The organism is Caulobacter endophyticus (assembly GCF_003116815.1).
In the GTDB taxonomy this organism is placed as follows: domain Bacteria; phylum Pseudomonadota; class Alphaproteobacteria; order Caulobacterales; family Caulobacteraceae; genus Caulobacter; species Caulobacter endophyticus.
Window position 1 is genome coordinate 69,904 of sequence record NZ_QDKQ01000069.1, and the last position, 21,887, is coordinate 91,790.

The following is a 21,887-nucleotide window of genomic DNA, read 5'->3' on the forward strand; positions in this document are numbered from 1 at the left end:
GAAAAATCCCCTGCGATCGAACTGATCGTTACGGGGTTAGACGGAGGCCGACGGCGTCCTGACACCTGTCATAAAAACTTGTTCCGAAGGGCGCTAACCGCCTGAAATCTCGAATTGATCCGCCTTCTGACGTGTCAGCCTGAAGCCATGCAAGCGCGCCATTGCGGCCAAGGCGTTCTCGGGGTCGTCATAGGCGAAGCGGCCGCTGACCAGCACCCGCCCAACCGCTGGATCCGACAGCTTGACCTCGACGCCGGTCGCCCGCTCCAGGTCGTCGACGACGCTGGCCAGGGTCGCCTCATTGAACTCCAGCCATCCCTTGGCCCAAGGCGGGACGTCGGTCTCGCGCTCCGGGCGGGCCAGGGTCGCGCGCTGCACGACGCCGCCGGACACGCTCGCCCGCTCGCCCGCGTGGACGTTCACCGAAGGGCCTTTTCCGGTGACCTTCACGATGCCCTCGAAGACTTCGACCTCGACAATCTTTCCTGCTGGTGTTTCGCGCTGGTCGACATTGAACCGCGTGCCGACGGCGGTGACCCGCACCCCGTCCACCTCGACCGAGAACGGCCTGCTCTTGTCGGGCGCCACCTCGAAGAAGCCTTCGCCCTTCAGATGTAGGCGGCGCTCGTTGCGGCCCAGGTCGACCCGGACCTCGCTATGGCCGTTCAAGCGGATGGCCGAGCCGTCGGCCAGCGCGATCGGCTTGGGCACGCCCCGGGCCCCGACGATCAAGTCACCGCGAGGGGGCAGGACGCCGCCGAACATGACCACGGTCCCCACGGCGACGGCGAAACCGGCGCTCGCCATCGCCCCCAGCGTCCAGGCCTGCCGACGTCGCGGCGCCGTTCTTGTCCGGATCATCCGCTGCGTGGCCCAGATCACTGCGGCGTCGTCGATCAGCGCCTCGTGCCGACGCAGCAGATCCTGTCGATCGGGCCGGCCATCCAGCCACAGCTCCAAGGCGGCCTGCTGCTCGGGCGACCAGCTCGGATGGCGGCGGGCGTCGGCCCACAGCGCCGCCTCGCGGTCGTCCCTCGCACTCACGGACCTAGTCGACATGGCGACCCTCCGCCGTCCGGCGCAGCGTCTGGGCCGCGCGGCTGTAGTGTTTCTGCACCGCCTCGATCGACAGCTTCAGGTCGCGGGCGATCTGCTCGTAGGATTCTTCGCCCGCCCTTCGCCGCACGAAGACCTCCCGTCTCAGGGGCGGCATGGCTTCCAGCGCCCTCTGGCAAAGTCTCGATCGCTCGCTCATGTCCAGCGCCTCCAGCGGCGTAGCGCCGCCATGGATGGAAAGCTCCGCGGCTTCCAGGTCGTCGATCGGAACGTTGGCCGCTCGACGGGCGTGATCGACCAGAATGTTGCGCGCCGCGCGCATGGCGTAGAACAGGGGATCGGAGATCAGCGTGTCGCGGGCGCGCGCCAAGACGCGCATGATGGCTTCCTGCGCCACGTCCTCGGCGTCGACCGTGGTCGCCAGTCGGCGGCGGACATAGGCCAGCAGGATCCGGTTCTGCGTCGCAAGCGTCCGCCCCACCTCCTGTTCGTTCCCGATCACACCCAGCGCCTCCCAGATGGAGCGTGGCTATAGGAGCGCCGTGTGACGGATCCGACTAGCTTCGGTGTCTGTTTGATGGCGGCGAGTGTCGCGCCAGCGTCGAGCGGATGTCGGCTTGCCTTCAGGAAGTCGGCTTGCGTGGGGTGAGGTAGACGCGCTGGCCTTCGGGGCGGGCCTGCATGTCGAGCAGGGCGGCGATCATGGTCAGGGACTCCGCCGGGCGGTCCAGCTTGAAGCGGCCGGTGACCTTCAGTTCGCCCAGCGTCGGGTCGTGCAGGGCCACGTTCTGGGGGGTGTAGCGGTTGAGGCGGGCGATCACGTACTTCAGCGGCAGGCCGTCGGCGTCCAGCCAGTCCGAGCGCCAGGCCTGGTAGCTTCCGGCCTCGAGGCGGCCGCCAACGGGGGCCTGGTTGGAGGCCAGCATCAGCCATTCTCCCTTGCCCAGGCGGCGTTCAGAGCCGTCCCGGGCCACGCGCACGACACCATCGAACACGCGCACCTGCACCGCGTCGCTGACCCGCTCGACCTCGAAGGTGGTGCCGACGGCCGTGACCACGGTATCGCCGGCCTGGACGCGGAACGGCCGCTTGGCGTCCTTGCGCACGTCGAACATCGCATCGCCCTTGGTCAGGCTGATATCGCGGGCGTCGCGGCCGTAGCGGACCGAGACGCTGGAGGCGGCGGCCAGGGTGATGACGGAGTCGTCGCTCAGCCGGTGCTCGGTCCGCGCGCCGACGGCGGTGGCCAGTTCGACTGGTTTCGGCTCGGCGAGAAAAGGACGCACCACGGCCACGCCCGCCAGGCTCGCGACCAGCGCGACGCCGGCGGCGACAAGGCCCAGACGCAGCGAGCGCTTGGTTCCGGCTGGCGCGGCGCGTAGCCGTTCGGCGGCTTCCAGCAGCGCGGTGTCGCGCTGGGTGTCGCGCATCAGGGCGAAGGCGGACGCACGGCTCGGGGCGGCGACCAGCCAGGCTTCCAGTTCGGCGCGTTCGGTGGGCGAGAGGTCGGCCAGCCGGTCGGCCCAGTCGGCGGCGATCTCGAGCTCTTCGTCGGACGGCTGGCGCCAGTTGTCGTTAGCGCGCATCGCGGCCGCTCCCTTCGCGCGCGGCGTTGACCGCCGCGTCCTGCATCGCGCCGGCCAGTTCGGCCATGGCCCGCACGAGGTGTTTCTTGACGGCCTCGACGTTGATCCGCAGATCGTCGGCGATGGCCTGGCGTGACTGGCCGTCTAGGTGACGGCGGATGAAGATGTCGCGACGCAGGGGCGACAGGCGTTTCAGCGCCGCCTCGAACACGGCGGCGCGCTGCTTGTGCTCCAGCACCGCGTCGGGCAGCGGCAGGTCGCAGCCGAAGTCCTCGTCGCCGATCGGCTCCTCGCGCCTGTCGCGACGGGCCTGGGCGTAGATCAGCGAGTCCGACACCCGGTAGGCGTAGGCCAGCGGCTGGACGATCTCCTGCTTGCCAGCCTGGCGCATCACGGTGAGGAAGGTCTCCTGGAGTATGTCCTCGGCTCGCGCCGGGTCCTTGCAGCGGCGCACAATATAGGCCGCAAGCTTGCGCTCGTGGGGCCGCAGCGCCGCGAGTGCGTCGGTCATGGCGCTTCCGGGGCTCGCGTGCGCGTCCATGCACGGTAGAGACGCGGGGGCGCCGAACGGGGACAGGCCGAAGAAAATTTTCCTCACCCGCGCCCCTAGAACTCGTAGGTCAGGCCAAGGGTGAAGGTGCGGCCGCTGACAGTGCGGGCCAGCAGGCGCTCTTCGACGATGTCGGAATATTGCGTGATGGGGGCGTTCGTCAGGTTGACGCCCTCGACCACGATGCGCAGGCCGCCGGGAGCGTTGTAGTGCGCTGCGAAGTCGATGTTGTTGCTGGCCTTATACCCCGAGCCCACCGCGCCGTTGCCACCGGCGCTGTCGAGATATCCCGACCGGTAGGCCGAGGATATCCGCGCGCCCCAGCGTGGGGTCTCGTAGTAGAGCGTCGCGTTCGAGGTCCAGCGCGACAGCTGGAACAGGTCCAGCGCCACCGAACGATCCTCGATCAGCACGTTTGAGCGGCCGGCGGCGCGGGTGACGTTGCCCACGACCCCCAGTTTGTCGAACGGCGCGGGCAGGAAGGTGAAGTCGCGCTGCAGGGCCAGTTCGACGCCCGCGATGCTGGCGCCGTCGCCATTCACCGGCCGCACGAAGGTGTAGACGGTGTCTGGGCCGTTGCCGGGCGCCAGGAAGGCCAGTGGGTAGCCGGTCGAGCCGTAGGGTACGGCGCTGGTGGCCGTGGTGATGAACGAGTCCATCCGCTTGTGGAACAGGCTGACCGCCAGGTAGCCGGCGCGGCCCTGATAGACCTCGACGGCGGCCTCGATCGCATCGGCCAGGAACGGCCGCAGGTTCGGATTGCCCGACGAGATGGTGCCGCCGAACGGCGCGGAGTTGACGTTGCCGGCCGTACGCAGGTCCGCGAGGCTGGGGCGGCTGATGTTGCGGTTGGCCGAGAGGCGGACCACGACCGACGGCGAGACGTCCACGGCCAGGTTCAGGGCCGGCAGCACGCCGTTGTAGTCGTTTTTGATCGCCGCGGGCTCTAGCTTGCTGCCGGTGTTGACCATGCCGGCCGAGGTCAGGTCGGTGGCGTACCAACGCAGGCCCAGATCTCCGCGCCAGGGCCGCTCTGCGATCACCCCCCGCACGCGGGCCATGACATAGGCCGACCAGGTCTTTTCGCTGATCGAATAGTGTGAGCCGGGCTGGTCGTCGGCCTCCGAGAGGTCGCGCGGCAAACCGAGGCGCGCGAAGGTCCCGTCGATATCGGCGACGATATAGGGCAGCAGCGATTTTTCGAAGATGGGCCGCTTGACCGCCTGCGGCGCGCCTGAGCCGCCGGCGTAGTCGTTGCGGGTCCGGCGGTTGTAGCCATCGTTGCGGAAAGCCTTGTACTGCACGCCGCCCAGCAGCGAGAGCGCCGGTGCGAGGCGGTAGTCGAGGTCGAACCGGCCGGTGGAGAAGGCGTTGATGACCCGGTCCTCGCGGACGTCGGCCCGCATCAGGCTCCAGGCGGCCGGATCGGCGGGATCAAAGCCGTAGGTGCTGGCCGCCGTCTTGTCGGCGCCGCGCAGGTCGTAGGAGAAGGCCTTGTGGCGGGCCTGCAGAAAGACCTTGTCGAAGACCGGTCCCTCGAAGTCCGATCGCGACCAGCCCGCCATGCCACGCACGAGCAGGCGGTCGCTGGCCTGGAACTCGCCATTCAGCGCGCCCTGCATGAAGGTCGTGGCGTCCTCAGAGCGCTTATGTTCGCTGCGCAGGTCCACCCCGCCGGAATAATCGGCGTAGACGAGGCTGTTTCCGCGGATCTCGGCGGCGCGCAGACGCTGGGCTCCGCGCACATCGCCGGTCAGCGGATTGTCGCCGGCCGCGGCCAGCGAGAACTCGTCGCGATCGTTGGTCAGGCGGCCGTACAGCAGGTCGACGCCCAGCTTCAGCCGGGTTCCAGGCTCGTACTGGCCCGCGAAGGTGAGGCCAAAGCGCGTGCGATGGTCGAACCAGGTCGAGTAGCTGGCCGCCATCGGCGCGACGACCCGAGCGTCTCCCGTGGCGTTGACAAGGCGGTCGGCGACGTCGCGCGACACGCCCGGTCCGACATTGACCGCGCCGAAGGTGACCGGCGACCAGCCCCAGTTGCGGTAGCCGTACTCGTTGGCGTCGTTCTCGCTGTAGGCGACGGAAACCAGCGCCCCGAAGTCGCCCCAGCGCCTCGAAGCGAGCGCGGCGAAGCGCGGGCTGGCGGTGTCCGTGGCGCCGTTGGTCAGGGCCTTGGCCGAGAAGGCCAGCTTGTCGCCCGGATAGTCGAACGGCTTGGCCGTGCGCAACTCGACCGTGCCGCCGATGCCGCCCTCGTCCTGGTCGGCGGCGTAGGACTTCCAGACCGTGACGCGGTTGAAGAGCTCGCTGGCGAAGATCGAGTAGTCGAAGGCCCGTGTCCGGCTGACCGAGCCGCGGTTGTCCATGCCCGAGGCGGTCGAGGCCGAGACCTCCATGCCGTTGAGCTGGGCGCGGGTGAAGTCGGGGCCAAGTCCCCTCAAGGCGATCTGCCGACCCTCGCCGGCGTCGCGCGAGATCGTCATGCCCGGTATGCGCTGCAGGGATTCCGCCAGGTTGAGGTCAGGAAAGGCGGCGATGTCCTCGGCCAGGATCACTTCCTGCGCGCCCGTGGCCCGGCGCTTGAGGTCGCGGGCGTGGGCCATGGTCTCGCGGAAACCCGAGACGACCACCGGCTCGACCTCGGTCGGCGCTTCGGGCGGCGGCGCGTGGCGCGTGACTGGCGGTGAGGATGAAGCTGGGTCGTCGGCGGCCTCGCGCAGGACATAGCCGCCGCCGGCCGCGACGGCGCGCAGGTTCTGGCCGGCTATCAGCCGGTTCAGCGCCTCACGTGGGGACAGCGTCCCGCGTACTCCCCGGCTGGTGCGATGGCGGATATCGGCCAGGGTCATCACAGGGACGTCGGCCTGGCGAGAGAAAGCGCCCAGGGCCTGGGCCAGGTTGCCGCCCTCGATGGCGAAGCGGCGCGGTGTCTCGGCCTGGGCTGGAGCGACGACCGCCGCCGAGACGCCCGCGACCAGGCCCAAGATAGAGCCGGACCGCGCCAGCAGGGCGCGCCGTGCCGCCATCGAAATCCCCAGGGCGGCGGCCGGCCAGAATCCGGAAGCCTCTTGGCCCAGACCCCTACAAACCGCGCATGTCACTAATTTGAAGGCGTCCAAAAAGAAGGCCGCCGTCCAGGCTGGACGGCGGCCGCAAGTCGAGGGGAGGGGATGATGGTTCCTAGAACTCGTAGGTCACGCCGAAGGTGAAGGTGCGGCCGCTCTTGGTGTAGGCGAGCACCCGGTCGGCGGCGATGTCGGTGTACTGATCGATCGCCTGGTTGGTCAGGTTGATGCCCTCGACCACCAGCTTCAAGCCGTTCGGCGCGTTGTAGTGCGCGGCGAAGTCGATGTTGTTGGTGCTGTGGTAGCCCGAGCCGATGTTGCCGTTGCCGCCCGCGCCGTCGAGATAGCCGTCACGATAGGCGCTCGAGATGCGCGCGCCCCACTTGTCGGTCTCGTAGTAGAGGGTGGCGTTCGAGGTCCACTTCGAGAGCTGCATCAGGTCCAGCGAATACGACGCGCCGTCGATCAGCACGTTGGACTTGCCGGTGGCGTAGGTGACGTTGCCGACAAAGCCGAACTTGTCGAATGGGGCCGGCAGGAAGTCGAAGTCGCGCTGGAAGGCCAGCTCGACGCCCTTGATGGTCGCCCCGTCGCCGTTCACCGGACGGTTGAAGCTGTACATGGTCGAGCCGTCCTGGCCCGGGCCCTGGAACTGGGTCGGGTAGCCGGTCGAGCCGTACGGCACCAGCGAGGTCTCGCTGGTGATGAAGCTGTCCATGTTCTTGTAGAAGGCGCTCAGGGCGATGTAGCCGCTCTTGCCTTGGTAGAACTCCAGCGAGCCCTCGACGGAGTCGGCCAGGAACGGCTCCAGGTTCGGGTTGCCGGCCGAGATCGTGCCGCCGAACGGGGTGAAACTGACGCTGCCGGCCGCGCGCAGGTCCGACAGGCTGGGTCGGCTGATGTTGCGGTTGGCGCTGAAGCGGGCGACGAGGTTATCGCGCACGTCAACGGCGACATTGAAGGTCGGCAGGAAGCCGTCATAGCTGCTCTTGATCACCACCGGCAGCAGCACCGAGCCCTGCGTGGCCGTGCCCGCCGAGGTCAGGTCGGTGGAGTAGTAGCGCACGCCCACATTGGCCCGCACCGGATAGTTCCAGGCCGTCGTGTCCAGGTCGTACTGCACGAAGGCCGAGGTGGTCTTTTCCTCGAGCTGGTAGTTCGAGCCCGGCTGGTCGTTGGCCGTGGTCAGGTCGCGCAACTGGCCGGTGCTGGCGTAGGTGCCGTCGATGTCGGCGACGATGTAGGGGATCACGGACTTCTGGTTGACGACGTACTTCACCGCCTGCGGCACGACCGGCTTGTTGTACCAGTCGACGCGCTGATAGCGCTGGAAGCCGTTGTTGGCGAAGTTCCTGTACTCGACTCCGCCCTTCACGGTCGAACCGCCGCCGAAGTCATAGACGCCGTCCAGCTTGGCGGTCTTGTATTCGCTGCTGATGTAGTCCTCGCGGGTGTCGGCCCGCATCAGGCCCCACTGGGTCGGGTCGGTCAGGTCGAAGTTGTAGGTGTTCTTGCCCATGCGGCCGCCGCGGAAGTCGTAGCTGATCGACTTGTTGGTCGACTGCAGGAACACCTTGTCGAAGATCGGCTCTTCGAACTCCGACTTCGAATAGCCGATCAGCGCCTTGATCTTGAAGGCGTCGTTGACCTGATAGCCGCCGTTGAACACCGCCTGGGTGAAGGTGGTCTTGTCGTGCGAGAACTTGTGCTCGCTGCGCATGTCGACGCCGCTGACGTCGGCGGCGACCAGGCTGTCGCCCTGGATCACCACCGAGTTCAGGCGCTGGGTCCCGGTGATGTTGCCGGTCAGGGCGTTTACGCCGGCCGAGGTCATCTGGAACTCGTCGCGGTCGTTGGTCAGGGTCCCGTACATCAGGTCCAGGTCCAGCGTCAGGCGCTCGCCCGGATGGTACTGCAGGGCCGTGGTCAGGCCGAGGCGCTCGCGCTTGTTGAACCAGGTCGAATAGGTCTGGGCCTGCGAGGCGCGCACGCGGTTGGCGCCCGTCGCGTTGACCAGGCGATCGCGGTCGGCGGCCGAAACGCCAGGGCCGACATTGGCCGCGCCGGCGTTGATCAGCGTCCAGTTCCAGTTGCGGTAGCCGTACTCGTTGATGTCGTTCTTGCCGTAGGCCACCGAGAACAGCGCGCCGAAATCGCCCCAGCGGTTGGAGATCAGGCCGACGACGCGCGGCGTGGTGGTGTCGGTGTTGGCGTTGTTCATGGCCTTGACCGAGGCCACGGCCTTGAAGCCGCGATAGTCGAACGGCTTGGCGGTGAACAGGCCGACGGTGCCGCCGATGCCGCCTTCGTCCTGCTCTGCGGCGTACGACTTCTCGACGACGACCTTGTTGAACAGCTCCGAGGCGAAGATCGAGTAGTCGAACGAGCGCGAGCGGCTGACCGAGCCGCGATTGTCCATGCCCGAGGCGGTGTTGGTCAGCACCTCCATCCCGTTCAGCTGGGTGCGGGTGAAGTCTGGGCCCAGGCCCCGCAGGGCGATCTGGCGGCCTTCGCCGGCGTCGCGCGAGATGGTGACGCCCGAAATGCGTTGCAGAGATTCCGCCAGGTTCAGGTCGGGGAAGGCGGCGATGTCGTCGGCGACGATGACGTCCTGGCTGCCGACCGCGCGGCGCTTGATGTCGCTAGCCTTCAGCAGGCTCTCGCGAAAGCCGGTGACGACGATGGCCTCGACCTCGTCCACGGCGGGCCCGGCCGTCGGCGCGGGCGTCTCGGCCGCATGGGCCTGGGCCGCGCCCAGCAGCGCGACGGACAAGGCCGTCGTGGTCAGAAGTTTGAACTTGATGGCTTTTCTCATGGCCCCGATCCTCGCGGTCTGCGACGGCGCAGGGAGGTTCCCCCGCCGGTCGTCAGGCGGGGGAGGGCCTAGAGGCCTCGCCGGGGACAGGTTTATGGCCGGGTTTTATGTGAAGTGTTTGCGACGATGGGTGGTGTTGATCCGTGCTCGGATCTTCGTGGGCCGAGCCGTCGTGACAGCCCGGCCCCAAGGCTTGCAGCGACCGAAAGCGGCTATCCGCTGGTGGCCGGGGCGATCGTGATGAAGATCGGATTGGCGTAGAACCAGAGGTCGGTCCAGGGGTTCTCGCCGCGCTCGTCGGCCAGGGGCTCCAGCTCATTTCCGCTGGTCCCGCGTACCCGGACATAGCCCGAGCGACGCACGTCCTTGAGCACATGGATCATCGACAGCATCTGGCCGTCGCGCACCCAGGTTCCGGACGTGAAGCGCTGGACGACGTGGGTGGAAGAATTGCTGTCCTGGCTGCGGTCGGCGGCCGGCCCGGTGACGTCGCCCGCGATCAGGTCGATGCGCGCAACCTCGGGAGAGACGCCGCCGAAGTTGACGCCCTTGGGATCGCGCACGCGAATGACGATGGTGACGTCGCTGCCAGCGGCGACCTTCAGTTCTCCACCGATCTCGGCGCGCTGTCGGCCGTCAGCGCCGGAAGCGGTGACGTCGACGGCCGAGACCAGGTCGCCCAATGTCACGAACACACGACCGTTGCGCAGGCCGTCCAGCACGTCGTCGTAGGTTCGGGCGGCCTTGACGTAGGTCTTGGAATACTCGCCCGGCCAGAAGTCGTGGCCGCCGTCGGTATAGTGGCGGTGCGAGTCCGAGGTCGAGGTGATCCAGAACCGCCGGCCCTCGCCGAGCATGGAATCCCAGAAACCGCCCAGCCGCGCGGTCATCTGGTCGAAGCCGCCCATGGTCGGGGCGCGCGAATAGCCGCCGCGCTCGCCGTCGGCGCGGACGCCGCCATCAGCGGCCAGAGACGCGGCCTGGTGGCCCGGCGCGCCTTCCATGCCCACAGCGACCTGCGGCGCGGTGTCGTTCCAGCCGCGCAGCTCGGCGGGCGAATAGGCGCCGTAGGCTCCAACCTCCCTGGCGGTGCGTGAGGGATGGTTGGCGATCACCAGCGGAGGCTTCGGCTGGGCCTCCAGTTGGCGCAGGGCGTCGAGCATGAAGCCTTCGGTGTCCCGCGCCGGATCGGCTGGCCAGGGTTCGCGCCGGTTGTAGTCGCGCTCTATGGCGTAGAGGGCGTCGCGCTCGCCGGCCGAGCGGGGCACGATGACGCTGGAATGCTCGGCGGCCGGGGTGTCGAGCTCCATGCCCCAGAACTGCAGGACGTCGGGGGTCATCCGGCGCGAGCGCACCAGCTCGGGATAGGCCTCGTCGCGGTTCATCAGCGAATGGTTGGGGCCGCCATGGTCGGTGGCGACCATCCATGACAGGCCGTGGCGCTTGGCCATCCGGGCGTTGGTGGTGATCGGATTGACCGCGTCTCCGGCCTTGACCAGCGTCGGCGGCTTGGTCGGATCGTCGGACGGCTTGGTCCCTGCGCTGTACCAGCTGTGCACGTGGTGGTCGCCGGCCAGCCACTGGCGCTTGGCGGGATCGATCGGCGAGGCGGTCTTGCCTGGCTTGGCGGCGGGAGGAACGGCGACGACGCCGTGGCCGGGGTGTGCGAGGGCGGCGGCCGGGATGGCGCTGACCAGGACCAGCATGGCCGCGGCGCGGCGACCCAATTTCTGATGTTGTTTCATGGTTTCGCTGTGCCCGCCTAGTGCGACGCTTCGATGAAGCCGATCAGCGTCCGAAGCGCGGATCAGACCGATCTATTGATATATACAAGCAGGATTGACTGCATATTATTGTTGTCTATGGTCGTCTCAAGCCTGAGAAAAAGGGAGGCGATTATGGGCGTTCAGGGTGTCGACAGACGGGCGGTCCTGCTGGCCGGGATGGCGGGAGCCAGCGCGCCGGCGCTCGCGGCGGCGCGGGGCGAGGCCCCGGCCTTCCTTTGGGGGACGGCTGGAGCGGCCTACCAGATCGAGGGCGGCAACCACGCCAGCGACCTTTGGGTGATGGAGCACGTCAAGCCGACCATCTTCCGCGAACCCTCGGGCGACGCCGCCGACGCCTACAACCGCGTCGACCAGGACATCGCCCTGGCCGCGTCGCTGGGCTTCAACACCCATCGCTTCTCGATCGAGTGGTCGCGGATCGAGCCGGAGCCCGGACAGATATCGCTGGCCGCGATCGCCTACTACCGCCGGGTGCTCGAAACCATCCGACGCCACGGCATGACGCCCTTCGTCACCTACAACCACTTCACGACGCCGCGCTGGTTCGCCGCCGGCGGCGGCTTCGAGACCCGCGACGGCGTCGCGCCCTTCGTTCGCTATTGCACGCTGATCAGCCAGCACCTGGGCGACTTGATCGGCATCGCCTCGACCTTCAACGAACCCAATCTCGGGGCGCTGGTCAGTTGGTCTCCTGCCATTCGGCCGCTGCGGCCCTATATCGAGGCCTCGCGCAAGGCCGCCGCCGCCGCGCTCGGCGCACCGGCCTGGGCGCCGCCGGTGCTGGGCGACTTCCGCGTCCAGCAGCCGATCATGATCGAGGCTCACGAACGGGCCTACGAGGCGATCCACAAAGCCTCGAACGGGCGCTATCCGGTGGGGGTCACCCTGTCGCTGAACGACGAGCGCGCCCCCGCGTCGGGAGCCAGCGGCGTAGAGGCCAAACAGGCCCAGGTGATGCTGCCGTGGCTGGCCGCCCAAGGCGATTTCATCGGCGTGCAGAACTACACCTGGACCGAGGTGGGTCCTGACGCCGACCTGCCGGCGCCCAAGAACGTCGAGCTCAGTCAGATGGGCTATCCCGCCGCGCCCGAGGCCTTGGAAGGCGTGATCCGCACGGTCGCCCGCCACACCAGGAAACCGATCTACGTCACCGAGAACGGTGTCGCCACCGAGGACGACGCGCGCCGCGTCGCCTTCATCGACAAGGCCTTGCCGGGTGTCTTCGCCTGCATGCGCGACGGCATCGACGTGCGCGGCTACATCCACTGGTCGCTGCTCGACAATTGGGAGTGGTTCTCGGGCTATGGGCCCAAGTTCGGCCTGGTGTCGGTCGACCGCACCACCTTCGCCCGCACGCCCAAGCCCAGCGCCCGCCACCTAGGGGCGATCGCCAGGCGAGGCCTGCCTGCCGGACTGCTCAAGGTCCGCTGAGCGCGGCCCTTCTTCTCCCGCCCTTCCAGCGACGTGAACGGCCCGCGGGCCGCGAGGATTTCCCCTGTGTTGAAGCGCTTTGTCGGACTGCTGCTGATGACCACCACCCTGACGACGGCGGCGCACGCCCAGGCGCTCGCCGACTCGGACGCCCGCGCCAAGGCCATGGTCGACGCCATGACCCTGGACGAACAGATCGGCCTGATGCGCACCCAGGCTGGCTTTGGCCTCCTGTCGCTGGGCATCCCCCTGCCGCCGTCGGTGCCCGAGAGCATGCGCAAGTCCACCCCGCCCGGTGCGTTGGGCTCGGCCGGCTACGTCCCGGCGGTGGAGCGCGTGGGCATGCCGGCCCAGCAGATGTCGGACGCCAGCCTCGGCGTCGGCAATCTGGGCGGTTTCCTGCGACGCGGCGACGAGGCCACCTCGCTGCCGGCCACCCTGGCCCTGGCGGCGACCTTCGACCTGGACCTCGCCCGGGCGGCTGGCGACATGCTGGGCGCCGAAGCCCACGCCAAGGGCTTCAACGTGCAACTGGCCGGCGGCGTCAACCTGACCCGCGAGCCGCGCAACGGTCGTAACTTCGAATATGCCGGCGAGGACCCGCTGTTGGCCGGCCAGATCGTCGGCGCCCAGGTGGCTGGAATCCAGGGACGCCACGTGGTCTCGACCGTCAAGCACTTCGCCCTCAACGCCCAGGAAACCGGGCGCTTCGTGCACGATGCGCGGATGGACGAGGCGGCTTTGCGGGAAAGCGACCTCCTGGCCTTCGAGATCGCCATCGCGCGCGGCAAGCCGGGCTCGGTGATGTGCGCCTACAACAGGATCAACGGCCTATATGCCTGCGAGAACCCTTTCCTGCTCGGCAAGGTGCTGAAGGGCGACTGGAAGTATCCGGGCTGGGTGATGTCTGACTGGGGCGCCTCGCACAGCCTGGCGCCGTCGCTGGCGGCCGGTCTCGACCAGGAGTCGCCGCAGGACGAACCCTATTTCGGCGGTCTGAAGGCGGCGGTCGAGCGCGGCGAGGTCTCGGCCGAGCGGGTGCGCGAAGCCGCCCTGCGCATCGTGCGCGGCTTCCAGTCTGTCGGCGCGATCGACCATCCGGCCACGCCCGGCGGCGCGATCGACAAGGACGCCCACGCTGAGATCGCCGAGCGCGTGGCCCTGCAGGGCATGGTGCTGCTGAAGAACGACGGCGTCCTGCCGCTGGCGACCAAGGTCAGGAAGATCGTCGTCATCGGCGGTTTCGCCGACAGGGGCGTGCTGTCGGGCGGCGGTTCCTCGCAGGTGATGCCCTATGGCGGCCACTTCCTCGACAAGCGGGGCAGGGAAGGCATCGCCGCCGTCCTGTCGCCGGTATACGGCCTTTCCTCGCCGCTGGAGGCGTTGAGGGCCCTTCGACCCGACGCGCAGATCATCTTTGACGACGGCGGCGACCCGGCTCGCGCCGCAGCCCTCGCCAAGGATGCCGACCTCGCCATCGTCTTCGCCACCCGCGCCGAGGAAGAGGGCATGGACGCTCTGAGCCCCGGTCTGCCCTATGGCCAGGACGAGCTGATCGCCGCCGTCGGCGCGGCCAATCCGAAGACGGCTGTGGTGCTGGAGACCGGCAACCCGATCCTGATGCCTTGGCTGTCCAAGGTCGGGGCGGTGCTGCAGGCCTGGTATCCAGGGCAACGCGGCGGCCCGGCCATCGCCAGGATCCTGACCGGCGAGGTCTCGCCCTCGGGTCGCCTGCCGATGACCTTCCCGGCGACGATGGAGCAACTGCCCCGGCCGCAGGTGCCGGGCCTCGACCCGACCGCCAAGCGCGCCCCGCTTGGCCTAGGCGTCAAGGTCGCGCCCTTCGCCCTTGATTTCCCCGAAGGCGCAGACGCCGGCTACCGCTGGTTCGAGCGCACCAAGGCCCGGCCGCTGTTCTCGTTCGGCCACGGCCTGACCTACACCCGCTTTGGCTATTCGAAGCTGGCCGCGCAGGGCGGAGAGGGCCTGTCGGCGACCTTTACCCTGACCAATACCGGCGAGCGCGCCGGAGCCGAGGTCGCCCAGCTTTATGTCGCTCCGCCCGGCGGCGTTCATCGCCTGGCCGGTTGGGCGCGGGTCGAGCTGGCGCCAGGCGAGAGCCGGCAGGTGACCATCACGGCCGACCCGCGTCTGCTGCTTTCGTGGGACGCCAAGGCCGGCGGCTGGAGCCGCGAGGCGGGCGCTTACGACCTCTATGTCGGCAAGGCCGCCGGCTCGCGGGACCTGCCGGGCAAGGCGAAGCTGACGGCGGCGACCCAGGGTGCAAGCCGATGAGCGTCGCGGCCCTGATGCTGGCGGCGATGATCGCCGCGCCGGTGGCCAAGGTCGAGGGCGGGGCGCTGCAAGGCGCCGTCGTCGACGGCGTGATCGCGTTCAAGGGCGTGCCCTATGCCGCGGCCCCGGTCGGAAACCTGCGCTGGCGGGCGCCGAGGCCGGCGAAGCCGTGGAGCGGCCTGCGAGACGCCTCGACCATGGCGCCGGACTGCATCCAGGGCCGCATGCCTGGCTCGCCCGAACCGGCCCCGCAGTCGGAGAACTGCCTCTATCTCAACGTCTGGCGACCGGATGGCGTCAAGGCCGGCAAGCGCTTGCCGGTGATGGTCTGGATCCACGGCGGCGCCTTCGTCAACGGCGGCTCGTCGTCGCCTGAGACCTTCGGCGACGCCATGGCCCGGCGCGGCGTGGTGTTCGTGACCTTCAACTACCGTCTGGGGCGGCTGGGCTTTTTCGGCCATCCCGGCCTGACCGCCGAGGCCTCAGGAGAGGCGACCGGCAACTACGGCCTGATGGACCAGATGGCCGCCCTGGCCTGGGTGCGCCGCAACATCGCCGCCTTCGGGGGCGATCCCAGGAATGTCACGGTGGTTGGCGGTTCTGCCGGCGGCATTTCGATCAACCTGCTGCTGGGAGCGCCCAGGGCGAAGGGCCTGTTCGACAAGGCGATCGTCCAGTCCGGCGCCGGTCGGCGGTTCCTGGCGCGCGAGCGTCGTCTGGCGCAGGACCTGCCTGGGACGCCGTCGGCGGAAAAGGTCGGCGTCGTCTTCGCCGAGCGCCTGGGCGTCAAGGGCGTGGACGCTGCGTCCCTGGCGGCCCTGCGCGCCTTGCCGGCCCAGAAAATCAACGGCGACCTCAGCATGGCGACCCTGGTGTTCCAGGGTGAGGGCGCGCACTATTCGGGACCGGTGGTCGACGGACGACTGATCGTCGAGACGCCGGAAGAGACCTTCGCCCACGGTCGTCAGCACAAGGTCCCGCTGATCGTGGGCGCCACCAGCGCCGATCTCAGCCTCGACTTCACGCCGACCCGCGAGGCGGCTTTCGCCCGTTTTGGCGCCGAGGCCGAACGTGCCCGGGCCGTCTACGACCCGGACGGCAAGCTGAAGATGGATGCGCTCAACCAGGCCATAGGCGGCGATCGCAACATGGTCGAGCCGGCCCGCTTCGCAGCCCGCGCCATGGCGGCCAAGGGCGCGAAGGTGTGGGAGTATCGCTTCGGCTACGTCGCGCCGGCCGCTCAGGCGGGATCGCGCTACGGCGCCAATCACTCGACCGAGGTGGCCTATGTCTTCGACCGGCTGGACGCCGTCTACGGTCCGGCGACGACCGCGGCGGACCGCGCGGTCGCCGGCAAGCTCGCGGACTACTGGAGCAACTTCGCGCGGACCGGTGATCCTAACGGCCCGGCCCTGGCCGCCTGGCCTCGCTATGACGCGGTCGGTGATCGCCTGCTCGACGTACGCCCGGACGGCGCCTTCGTAGGCGTGGCCGATCCCTGGCGAGCCAGGCTGGACGTCGCCGAGCGCGCGGCGAACGGCGTCTCGCCGCCCTGAACCGTGGGCAGCGACGCGGCGATCATCTCGCGCAGCAGCCGCACCGACTTGCGCAGGTCGGCGTCGCCTTCGAGCGTCTGGGCGACCGACAGGCCCCGGATGGACCAGACGATGATCCGGATCAGGTCCTGGGCCACCGGCGCCCCGAACACAGCGTCATAGCGCGCCGTCCAGGCCAGGGCCTCGATCTCGATGGCGTCCTGCAGCGGCAGCAGGCGCTCGGCCAGTTGCGGGTCGCTGCGGGAGCCCTGCAGGATTTCCAGCACCGCCACGCCGGAGGGCCGGCTCAGCACGTCCCAGACCAGCTCGGGCAGGGCCAGCACCTGCTCGCGCAGGTCGCGCACGGGCCGCAGGCGGGTCACGTACTCGGCGACTTCTCGGTCATAGACGGCGCGGACCACGTACAGCATCAGGTCCACCTTCGTGGGGAACTGGTGCAGCATCGCGCCGCGACTGACGCCGGCCTCGCGGGCCACCAGCAGGGCGGTGGCCGCCGCGTAGCCATGGCGGTGAAGGCAGCCGATAGCCGCCTCCAGCACCCGGGCTCTTGTCTCGTCGCTGCGCTCGGCCTGGGTGCGGCGCGGTTTAGCTCCCGCCATGCCTAGCGCGCCGCCGTCAACAGCGCGCGGACTCCAGGACTGATCTTGATGATCAGGTCGGCCGGCGGCTGCTTGCCCAGGAAGCTGAACAGCGGCCGGGCCGACGCCGCTTCGAAAGCCGTTACCCGCGTCAGCACCGCCTCGGCCGCCGCCAGGTCTTCCTGCGACAGCGGCTTGCCGGTCTCGGCGGCATCCATGGCTTGCAGGCCCGCCGTGGCCAGGGCGGCGATGTCGGTCGAGATCGGCAGGGCGGCTTCCAGCGCCGGGCGACCTTTGGCGACCGCTTGGAAGCGGGCGTGGTTGGCGCGCCATGTCTGAAGGTCGGCGCGCAGGGCGGCGGCCTCGCCGCGATCGCCGGCGGCGTAGGCCCTGGCGCGGGCCTCGAAGCGCCGTGCGACGAGGCTGTCTACCGGCGCGGCGTCGGCCAGGCCGTTGAGCTCCTGCACGATCTTCTGGCCGCGAAGGGCCGCCAGGATGCGATGGTTGTGCGCCATGTTTCGCGTCGGGCCAACGAGGTCGAGCAGGGTCATGACCGCCTCGGTGTCGCCGGGCGCCAGGCGCGCGGCCATCCGGGCCTGGACGGCGCCGTCCTGCAGGCCTTGCAGCCGCAACTGGTCCTGCACCATCGGAAGGCGGCGGTAGAGGTCGGCGGTGTCGCGTATCTCGCGCGGCGACCAGAAGCGTTCGGCCATGGCGGCGGCGCGCGGCCACAGCGCCTTGTCGATCATCTCGTCGCTGAGGGTCTCGCCCCAGAGCGCGGCTTCACCGCCAAGGACGAGGGCTTCCTCGTCCGGCGTCAGCGGAGGGAGGGGCTTGGCGACCAGGGCGTCGGTCAGCACGGCCGCCATCAGCGGGCTAAGCTTGCGGCCCATCTCGGCCTCGGCCGGAGTCAGGCCCGCCGCGCCGGTGTCCAGCGGATCGTACTGGTAGTGGAAGGCGGCCGGCTCCAGCAGGTCGAGATAGTAGCCGGCCGAGACGATGGTCCGGTGGCCGGCCTTGACCGCGTGTGCCGTGGCGTTCGAGGTCTGCCAGGCCTGCACGACCACGTCCTTGGGCACGGTCCCGGTGACGGCGACTTCCTCCCAGCCGATCATCGTCTTGCCGTGCTTGCGCATGATCGCCGCCACCCGCTGGTGGAAGCGCGCCTCCAGCGCCTGCTTCGACGCCAGGCCCTGGGCCTTCATGAAGGCCTGCACGTGGGGGTGGTCGAGCCACACCGCGTCGCTGACCTCGTCGCCGCCGACATGAAAATAGGCGTCCGGGAAAAGGGCGGCCATTTCGCCCAGCAGGCGGTCGAGGAAGCGATAGGTCTCCTCCCGCGTGGGATCCAGGGCGCGGTCCAGGGCGGCGAAAGCGTTGGCCGGCTTGGGCTGGGCGAGGGTGAACTCCGGATAGGTCTGGGCGATGGCCCCGCCATGCCCTGGCACGTCGAACTCGGGCACGATCCGCACGCCTCGCTCGGCGGCGTAGGTGACCAGCTCGCGCACCTGGTCCTGAGTGTAGAACTGCCCGTCTCCCGCCGTCTGCAGCTTGGGATAGCGCCGGCTTTCGACACGGAAGCCCTCGTTGTCGGACAGATGCAGGTGCAGGACGTTGAGCTTGACCCGCTCCATTGCGTCGATCTGCCGCTTGATCGTGTCGAGCGTGACGAAATGGCGGACGGTGTCGATCATCAGGCCGCGCCAGGCGAAGCGTGGCGCATCGTCGATGGTGGCGTAGGCAAGGGTCGCGCCGGGAGGCTTGGTCTCGACCAGCTGGCGCAGGGTCGCCAGGCCCCGCAGCACGCCCAGCGCACCACCGGCTTCCAGCCTCACGCCGTCGGCGGCGACGGTCAGGCGATAGGCCTCTTCGGCGCGCGGATCGCCGCCCCTTGGCGAGCGCCGGCAGGACACGGCCAGGGACGGACCCTGGCGCCCAGTCAAGGCCATGCCGGTCAGGCTCAGAACGTCGTCCTGCAGGCGGCGGGCGGCAGCGGGCAGGCGAGGATCGCCGCAATCCTTCCAGGAGACGGCGAAGGCCCCGTCGATGGGCAGCACGCCTTGGCTCCAGTTCGTCTGACGCGGCTGCGGCATCAAGGTGGGCGCGGCGATCGCGGGCAGGGCGCTCAGCGCCAGCAGGCCCACCAGCGGCAGGGTCCTCCGCCTAGGCGACACAGTGCGGAAAGGAGGGAACGGGCGCATGCAGGCGTTTCCATTTACAAGCGGTCTTGACTGCATGTTAGTTGTGGTCCAATCGTTTCGGCAACAAACAAAAGGTCCTCAGCGACCATTCCGCGGGAGAAACAGCATGCGCATCGCGACGGCCCTGGCCGTGACCCTTCTGGCGGCCGCGCCCGCCCTGGCCCAGACCACGGCGCCGCCCGCCGCCCAGACCGCTGTCCCGGCCTATTCGGCCGACACGCCCCTGGCCGAAGTGGTCGCCGATCCCGCCGCCAAGGCAGTGCTCGACAAGACCCTGCCCAACCTCGCCAAGCACCCGGCCTTCGAGCAGTTCAAGGCGATGAGCCTGCGCCAGCTGCGGCCCTACGCCTCCGGCGCGATCAGCGAAGAGGCCGTCGGCAAGGTCGACGCCGAGCTGAAGGCCCTGACGGCCAAGCCGTAGCGGCGCGGTCCCGGTCGGTCGGGACCCTCCAGACAATCAGAACAGCGCAACCGACGTCTGCCGGCGTCGGCGCGATGAAGCACGTACTCGAAGAACACGAACGGGGGAGAAGAACCAATGCGACTTACCTACCGCGCCGCCCTGCTGGGCTCGGCCATGATGAGCCTCTTTGGCGCTGCCGGCGCCCATGCCCAAGAGGCGCAGCCGGCATCGGCGGTCACCAGCCTCGATGCGATCATCGTCACCGCCACCAAGCGCGCCCAGCGCCTGCAGGACGTGCCGGTGGCCGTGACGGCGGTCTCGGGCCAGACGCTGGAGAAGTCGAACTTCCGCGAGGCCTCCGACATCCAGTACCTGGCGCCGAACGTCACCTTCTCGTCGACCAATCCGGTGTCTAACGGCGGCGGCTACCAGATCCGCGGCGTCGGCACCCAGACCTATGACAGCGGCGTAGAGCAGACGGTGGGCCTGGTGGTCGACGGCGTGATCATCGGCCTGCCGCGCGATCCCGGCGCGGCCGGCTTCGCCGACGTGGAGCGCGTGGAGGTGCTGCGCGGCCCGCAGGGCACGCTGTTCGGCAAGAACGCCTCGGCCGGCGTCATCCAGATCGTCACCAAGAACCCGCGCCTGGAGCAGACCTCCGGCGAGCTGAACCTGTCCTACGGCGAGCGCGACGAGAGCATCGCGCGCGGCGTCGCCAACCTCCCTCTGGGGGCGAGGGCCGCCATCCGCCTGTCGGGCTTCTACAGCAGCCAGGACGGCGCCATCCCCTACGCCGTGCGCAAGGACGGCGCGGTCGGCGACCGTGAGGCCAAGGGGCTGCGCGCCAAGGTGCTGATCCAGCCGACCGACGCCCTGACCGTCACCGTGGCAGCCGACTATCAGGAGGCCTTCGCCCGCGATGCCCCGATCATCGAGAGCCTGGGGATCAACCCGCGCTACAACAACCTGTTCGCCGGTTTCGCCCAGAAGCCGGGTAAGGATGCCTACATCAGCTTCCAGGACGGCGACTGGAAGGCTGACACCGCCGTGCGCGGGATCTCGGGTCAGGCCGACTGGAAGCTCGGCGACTTCACCCTGACCTCGATCACGGCCTATCGCGCCTCGGAGATGACCCAGCTTACCGACATCGACCACGCCCCGATCGACATCTTCAACTACAGCGACGGCGGGCTCGATAGCGACCAGTTCACCCAGGAATTCCGGATCACCTCGCCGTCGGGCGGCAAGCTCGAATACGTCGCGGGCCTCTATTACCTGAAGACCGAGGTGAAGGCCTGGACCACCCAGAAGGGCGACTTCCTGAAGTTCTCGACCGGCAATGCGGCCATGCCGCCGGCGGTGCTCTACGGCGAGCGCCTGCAGAGCAGCCGCACCGAGAGCTATGCCGCCTATGGCCAGGCGACCTACGCCCTGACCGACGTCTTCAAGCTGATCGGCGGGCTTCGCTACACCAACGACGAGGTGTATGGCGACCTCACGGTCAAGGCGGTGCCCGGCTACTTCAGCTATGGAACGCTGCTGCCCTACAAGGGGACCGTCTCGGCCGACAACGTCTCGGGCCGCTTTGGCGTGCAGTTCCAGCCCAGCCGCGACCTGATGGCCTATGCGACCTACGCCACCGGCTACAAGGGTCCGGCCATCGACTCCCTGAACGGCCAGATCAAGCGCGTCAGTCCCGAGACGGTCGAAAGCTGGGAAGCTGGCGTGAAGTCGACCCTGTGGGAGGGCCGGATGACTCTCAACGCCTCGATCTATCGTTCCGACTTCAGCGACTTCCAGGCCCAGGCGCTGGACCTGACCTCGGCCACGCCGCGCCTTGGCCTGACCAACGCCGGCCTGATGCGGGCGCAGGGCGTCGAGGTCGAGACCTCGATCCGCCTGGCGCGGGGTCTGACCGTCGGTGGCAGCGTCAGCTACAGCGACGCCCAGTTCAAGGACTATACGGGCGCCTGCTACACCGGCCAGCCGATCTCGCCGACGACGGGGCAGGGCTGCTATCTGCTGCCGGGATCGGCTGGGACCTATGTGGCCAACTATGCTGGCGCGCGCCTGACCAATGCGCCCAAGTGGAGCTACAACGCCAACCTTGCCTACGAGCGGCCGGTGGGCGCGGACCTCAAGCTCGACGCTAGCGCCAACTGGTCGTGGCGCGACGACAGCTACGCCATCACCGCCGACCCGAAGGCGATGGTGAAGGCCTATGGCATGCTCAACGCCAACATCGGCGTCGGTCGCGACAACGGCGCCTGGCGGCTGGGGCTCTACGCCCGAAACCTTCTGGATAAGCGCTTCTACGCGCCTTACCCCTCGCTGACCCTGATCAACGCCGGCGGCTACGAGAAGATCGTCAGCCCCGACGCCTTCCGCACGGTCGGCGCCAAGCTGAGCCTGAGCTTCTAGGGCTCGCTGCGAGCGGGCGGATCTGTCTCCCTTTGGTCCGCCCGCTCGTCTTTTGCAGTCGCCAGGTCGCAGGAGGCCAAGGCGCGCTGACGCGAAGGGAAAGGGGGCTGGACCGAACGGGCGGTTGCGCGGATGTTCGCGGG

The 21,887-nt window shown here is 68.7% G+C and carries 13 protein-coding genes and 1 pseudogene; 5 read left to right on the forward strand and 9 right to left on the reverse strand.

Going from position 1 to position 21,887, the window contains the following annotated elements; all coding sequences use genetic code 11:
- Positions 1-93: 93 nt before the first annotated feature.
- The 7 genes from DDF67_RS21025 to DDF67_RS21055 all read right to left on the reverse strand — a co-directional run bounded on the left by DDF67_RS21025 (position 94) and on the right by DDF67_RS21055 (position 10,817).
- Positions 94-1,059: a FecR family protein gene (locus DDF67_RS21025; RefSeq protein WP_109102772.1), complete on the reverse strand. Its 966-nt coding sequence runs from the start codon at positions 1,057-1,059 to the stop codon at positions 94-96.
- Complete coding sequence (locus DDF67_RS21030) at positions 1,049-1,558, reverse strand: RNA polymerase sigma factor (protein WP_158278082.1); 510 nt, start codon at positions 1,556-1,558, stop codon at positions 1,049-1,051. The genes DDF67_RS21025 and DDF67_RS21030 overlap by 11 nt, the downstream gene beginning before the upstream one ends.
- Positions 1,559-1,679: 121 nt before the next feature.
- On the reverse strand, positions 1,680-2,642 hold the full coding sequence (locus DDF67_RS21035; protein WP_109102774.1) for a FecR family protein: 963 nt from the start codon (positions 2,640-2,642) through the stop codon (positions 1,680-1,682).
- Positions 2,632-3,153: an RNA polymerase sigma factor gene (locus DDF67_RS21040; RefSeq protein WP_233247721.1), complete on the reverse strand. Its 522-nt coding sequence runs from the start codon at positions 3,151-3,153 to the stop codon at positions 2,632-2,634. The genes DDF67_RS21035 and DDF67_RS21040 overlap by 11 nt, the downstream gene beginning before the upstream one ends.
- Before the next feature lie 95 nt (positions 3,154-3,248).
- Positions 3,249-6,218 carry a TonB-dependent receptor gene (locus tag DDF67_RS21045; RefSeq protein ID WP_109102776.1) on the reverse strand — a complete coding sequence of 990 codons (2,970 nt, stop codon included), beginning with the start codon at positions 6,216-6,218 and terminating at the stop codon, positions 3,249-3,251.
- 154 nt (positions 6,219-6,372) lie between these two features.
- The gene (locus DDF67_RS21050) at positions 6,373-9,072 is read right to left on the reverse strand and encodes a TonB-dependent receptor (protein WP_109102777.1); all 2,700 of its coding nucleotides are present in this window, start codon (positions 9,070-9,072) and stop codon (positions 6,373-6,375) included.
- A 212-nt stretch (positions 9,073-9,284) separates the two neighbouring features.
- Complete coding sequence (locus tag DDF67_RS21055) at positions 9,285-10,817, reverse strand: CehA/McbA family metallohydrolase domain-containing protein (RefSeq protein WP_233247722.1); 1,533 nt, start codon at positions 10,815-10,817, stop codon at positions 9,285-9,287.
- A gap of 153 nt (positions 10,818-10,970) precedes the next feature.
- Here DDF67_RS21055 and DDF67_RS21060 point away from each other — a divergent pair, with 153 nt between their 5' ends.
- The 3 genes from DDF67_RS21060 (at position 10,971) to DDF67_RS21070 (ending at position 16,141) form a co-directional block, all read left to right on the forward strand.
- Positions 10,971-12,290 (forward strand): glycoside hydrolase family 1 protein, encoded by a 1,320-nt coding sequence (locus DDF67_RS21060; protein ID WP_233247723.1) that lies wholly within the window; start codon positions 10,971-10,973, stop codon positions 12,288-12,290.
- A 66-nt stretch (positions 12,291-12,356) separates the two neighbouring features.
- The gene (locus tag DDF67_RS21065; RefSeq protein ID WP_233247724.1) at positions 12,357-14,585 is read left to right on the forward strand and encodes a beta-glucosidase family protein; all 2,229 of its coding nucleotides are present in this window, start codon (positions 12,357-12,359) and stop codon (positions 14,583-14,585) included.
- Complete coding sequence (locus DDF67_RS21070) at positions 14,582-16,141, forward strand: carboxylesterase/lipase family protein (protein WP_109102779.1); 1,560 nt, start codon at positions 14,582-14,584, stop codon at positions 16,139-16,141. Before DDF67_RS21065 ends, DDF67_RS21070 begins: the two co-directional genes overlap by 4 nt.
- A 413-nt stretch (positions 16,142-16,554) precedes the next feature.
- Here the strand turns inward: DDF67_RS21070 and DDF67_RS26140 are convergent.
- A pseudogene (locus DDF67_RS26140) lies at positions 16,555-16,740 on the reverse strand (TetR/AcrR family transcriptional regulator); the annotation flags it as partial.
- 2 nt (positions 16,741-16,742) lie between these two features.
- Positions 16,743-18,920 carry a beta-N-acetylhexosaminidase gene (locus tag DDF67_RS21080; RefSeq protein WP_158278084.1) on the reverse strand — a complete coding sequence of 726 codons (2,178 nt, stop codon included), beginning with the start codon at positions 18,918-18,920 and terminating at the stop codon, positions 16,743-16,745.
- A gap of 106 nt (positions 18,921-19,026) precedes the next feature.
- On the opposite strand from DDF67_RS21080, the gene DDF67_RS21085 reads away from it, so the two are divergent.
- Together DDF67_RS21085 and DDF67_RS21090 are read left to right on the forward strand one after the other, a co-directional pair.
- Positions 19,027-19,341, forward strand: coding sequence for a hypothetical protein (locus DDF67_RS21085; RefSeq protein ID WP_109102782.1), 315 nt, complete (start codon positions 19,027-19,029; stop codon positions 19,339-19,341).
- A gap of 117 nt (positions 19,342-19,458) precedes the next feature.
- Positions 19,459-21,744 (forward strand): TonB-dependent receptor, encoded by a 2,286-nt coding sequence (locus DDF67_RS21090; protein ID WP_109102783.1) that lies wholly within the window; start codon positions 19,459-19,461, stop codon positions 21,742-21,744.
- The last annotated feature ends 143 nt before the right edge of the window (positions 21,745-21,887 follow it).

Excerpts from the sequence above, each read along its gene's own strand:
- DDF67_RS21025 (WP_109102772.1), bottom strand. The coding sequence starts at position 1,059 with ATGTCGACTAGGTCCGTGAGTGCGAGGGACGACCGCGAGGCGGCGCTG.
- DDF67_RS21035 (WP_109102774.1), bottom strand. The coding sequence starts at position 2,642 with ATGCGCGCTAACGACAACTGGCGCCAGCCGTCCGACGAAGAGCTCGAG.
- DDF67_RS21040 (WP_233247721.1), bottom strand. The coding sequence starts at position 3,153 with ATGACCGACGCACTCGCGGCGCTGCGGCCCCACGAGCGCAAGCTTGCG.
- DDF67_RS21045 (WP_109102776.1), bottom strand. The coding sequence starts at position 6,218 with ATGGCGGCACGGCGCGCCCTGCTGGCGCGGTCCGGCTCTATCTTGGGC.
- DDF67_RS21050 (WP_109102777.1), bottom strand. The coding sequence starts at position 9,072 with ATGAGAAAAGCCATCAAGTTCAAACTTCTGACCACGACGGCCTTGTCC.
- DDF67_RS21055 (WP_233247722.1), bottom strand. The coding sequence starts at position 10,817 with ATGAAACAACATCAGAAATTGGGTCGCCGCGCCGCGGCCATGCTGGTC.
- DDF67_RS21060 (WP_233247723.1), top strand. The coding sequence starts at position 10,971 with ATGGGCGTTCAGGGTGTCGACAGACGGGCGGTCCTGCTGGCCGGGATG.
- DDF67_RS21070 (WP_109102779.1), top strand. The coding sequence starts at position 14,582 with ATGAGCGTCGCGGCCCTGATGCTGGCGGCGATGATCGCCGCGCCGGTG.
- DDF67_RS21080 (WP_158278084.1), bottom strand. The coding sequence starts at position 18,920 with ATGCGCCCGTTCCCTCCTTTCCGCACTGTGTCGCCTAGGCGGAGGACC.
- DDF67_RS21085 (WP_109102782.1), top strand. The coding sequence starts at position 19,027 with ATGCGCATCGCGACGGCCCTGGCCGTGACCCTTCTGGCGGCCGCGCCC.
- DDF67_RS21090 (WP_109102783.1), top strand. The coding sequence starts at position 19,459 with ATGCGACTTACCTACCGCGCCGCCCTGCTGGGCTCGGCCATGATGAGC.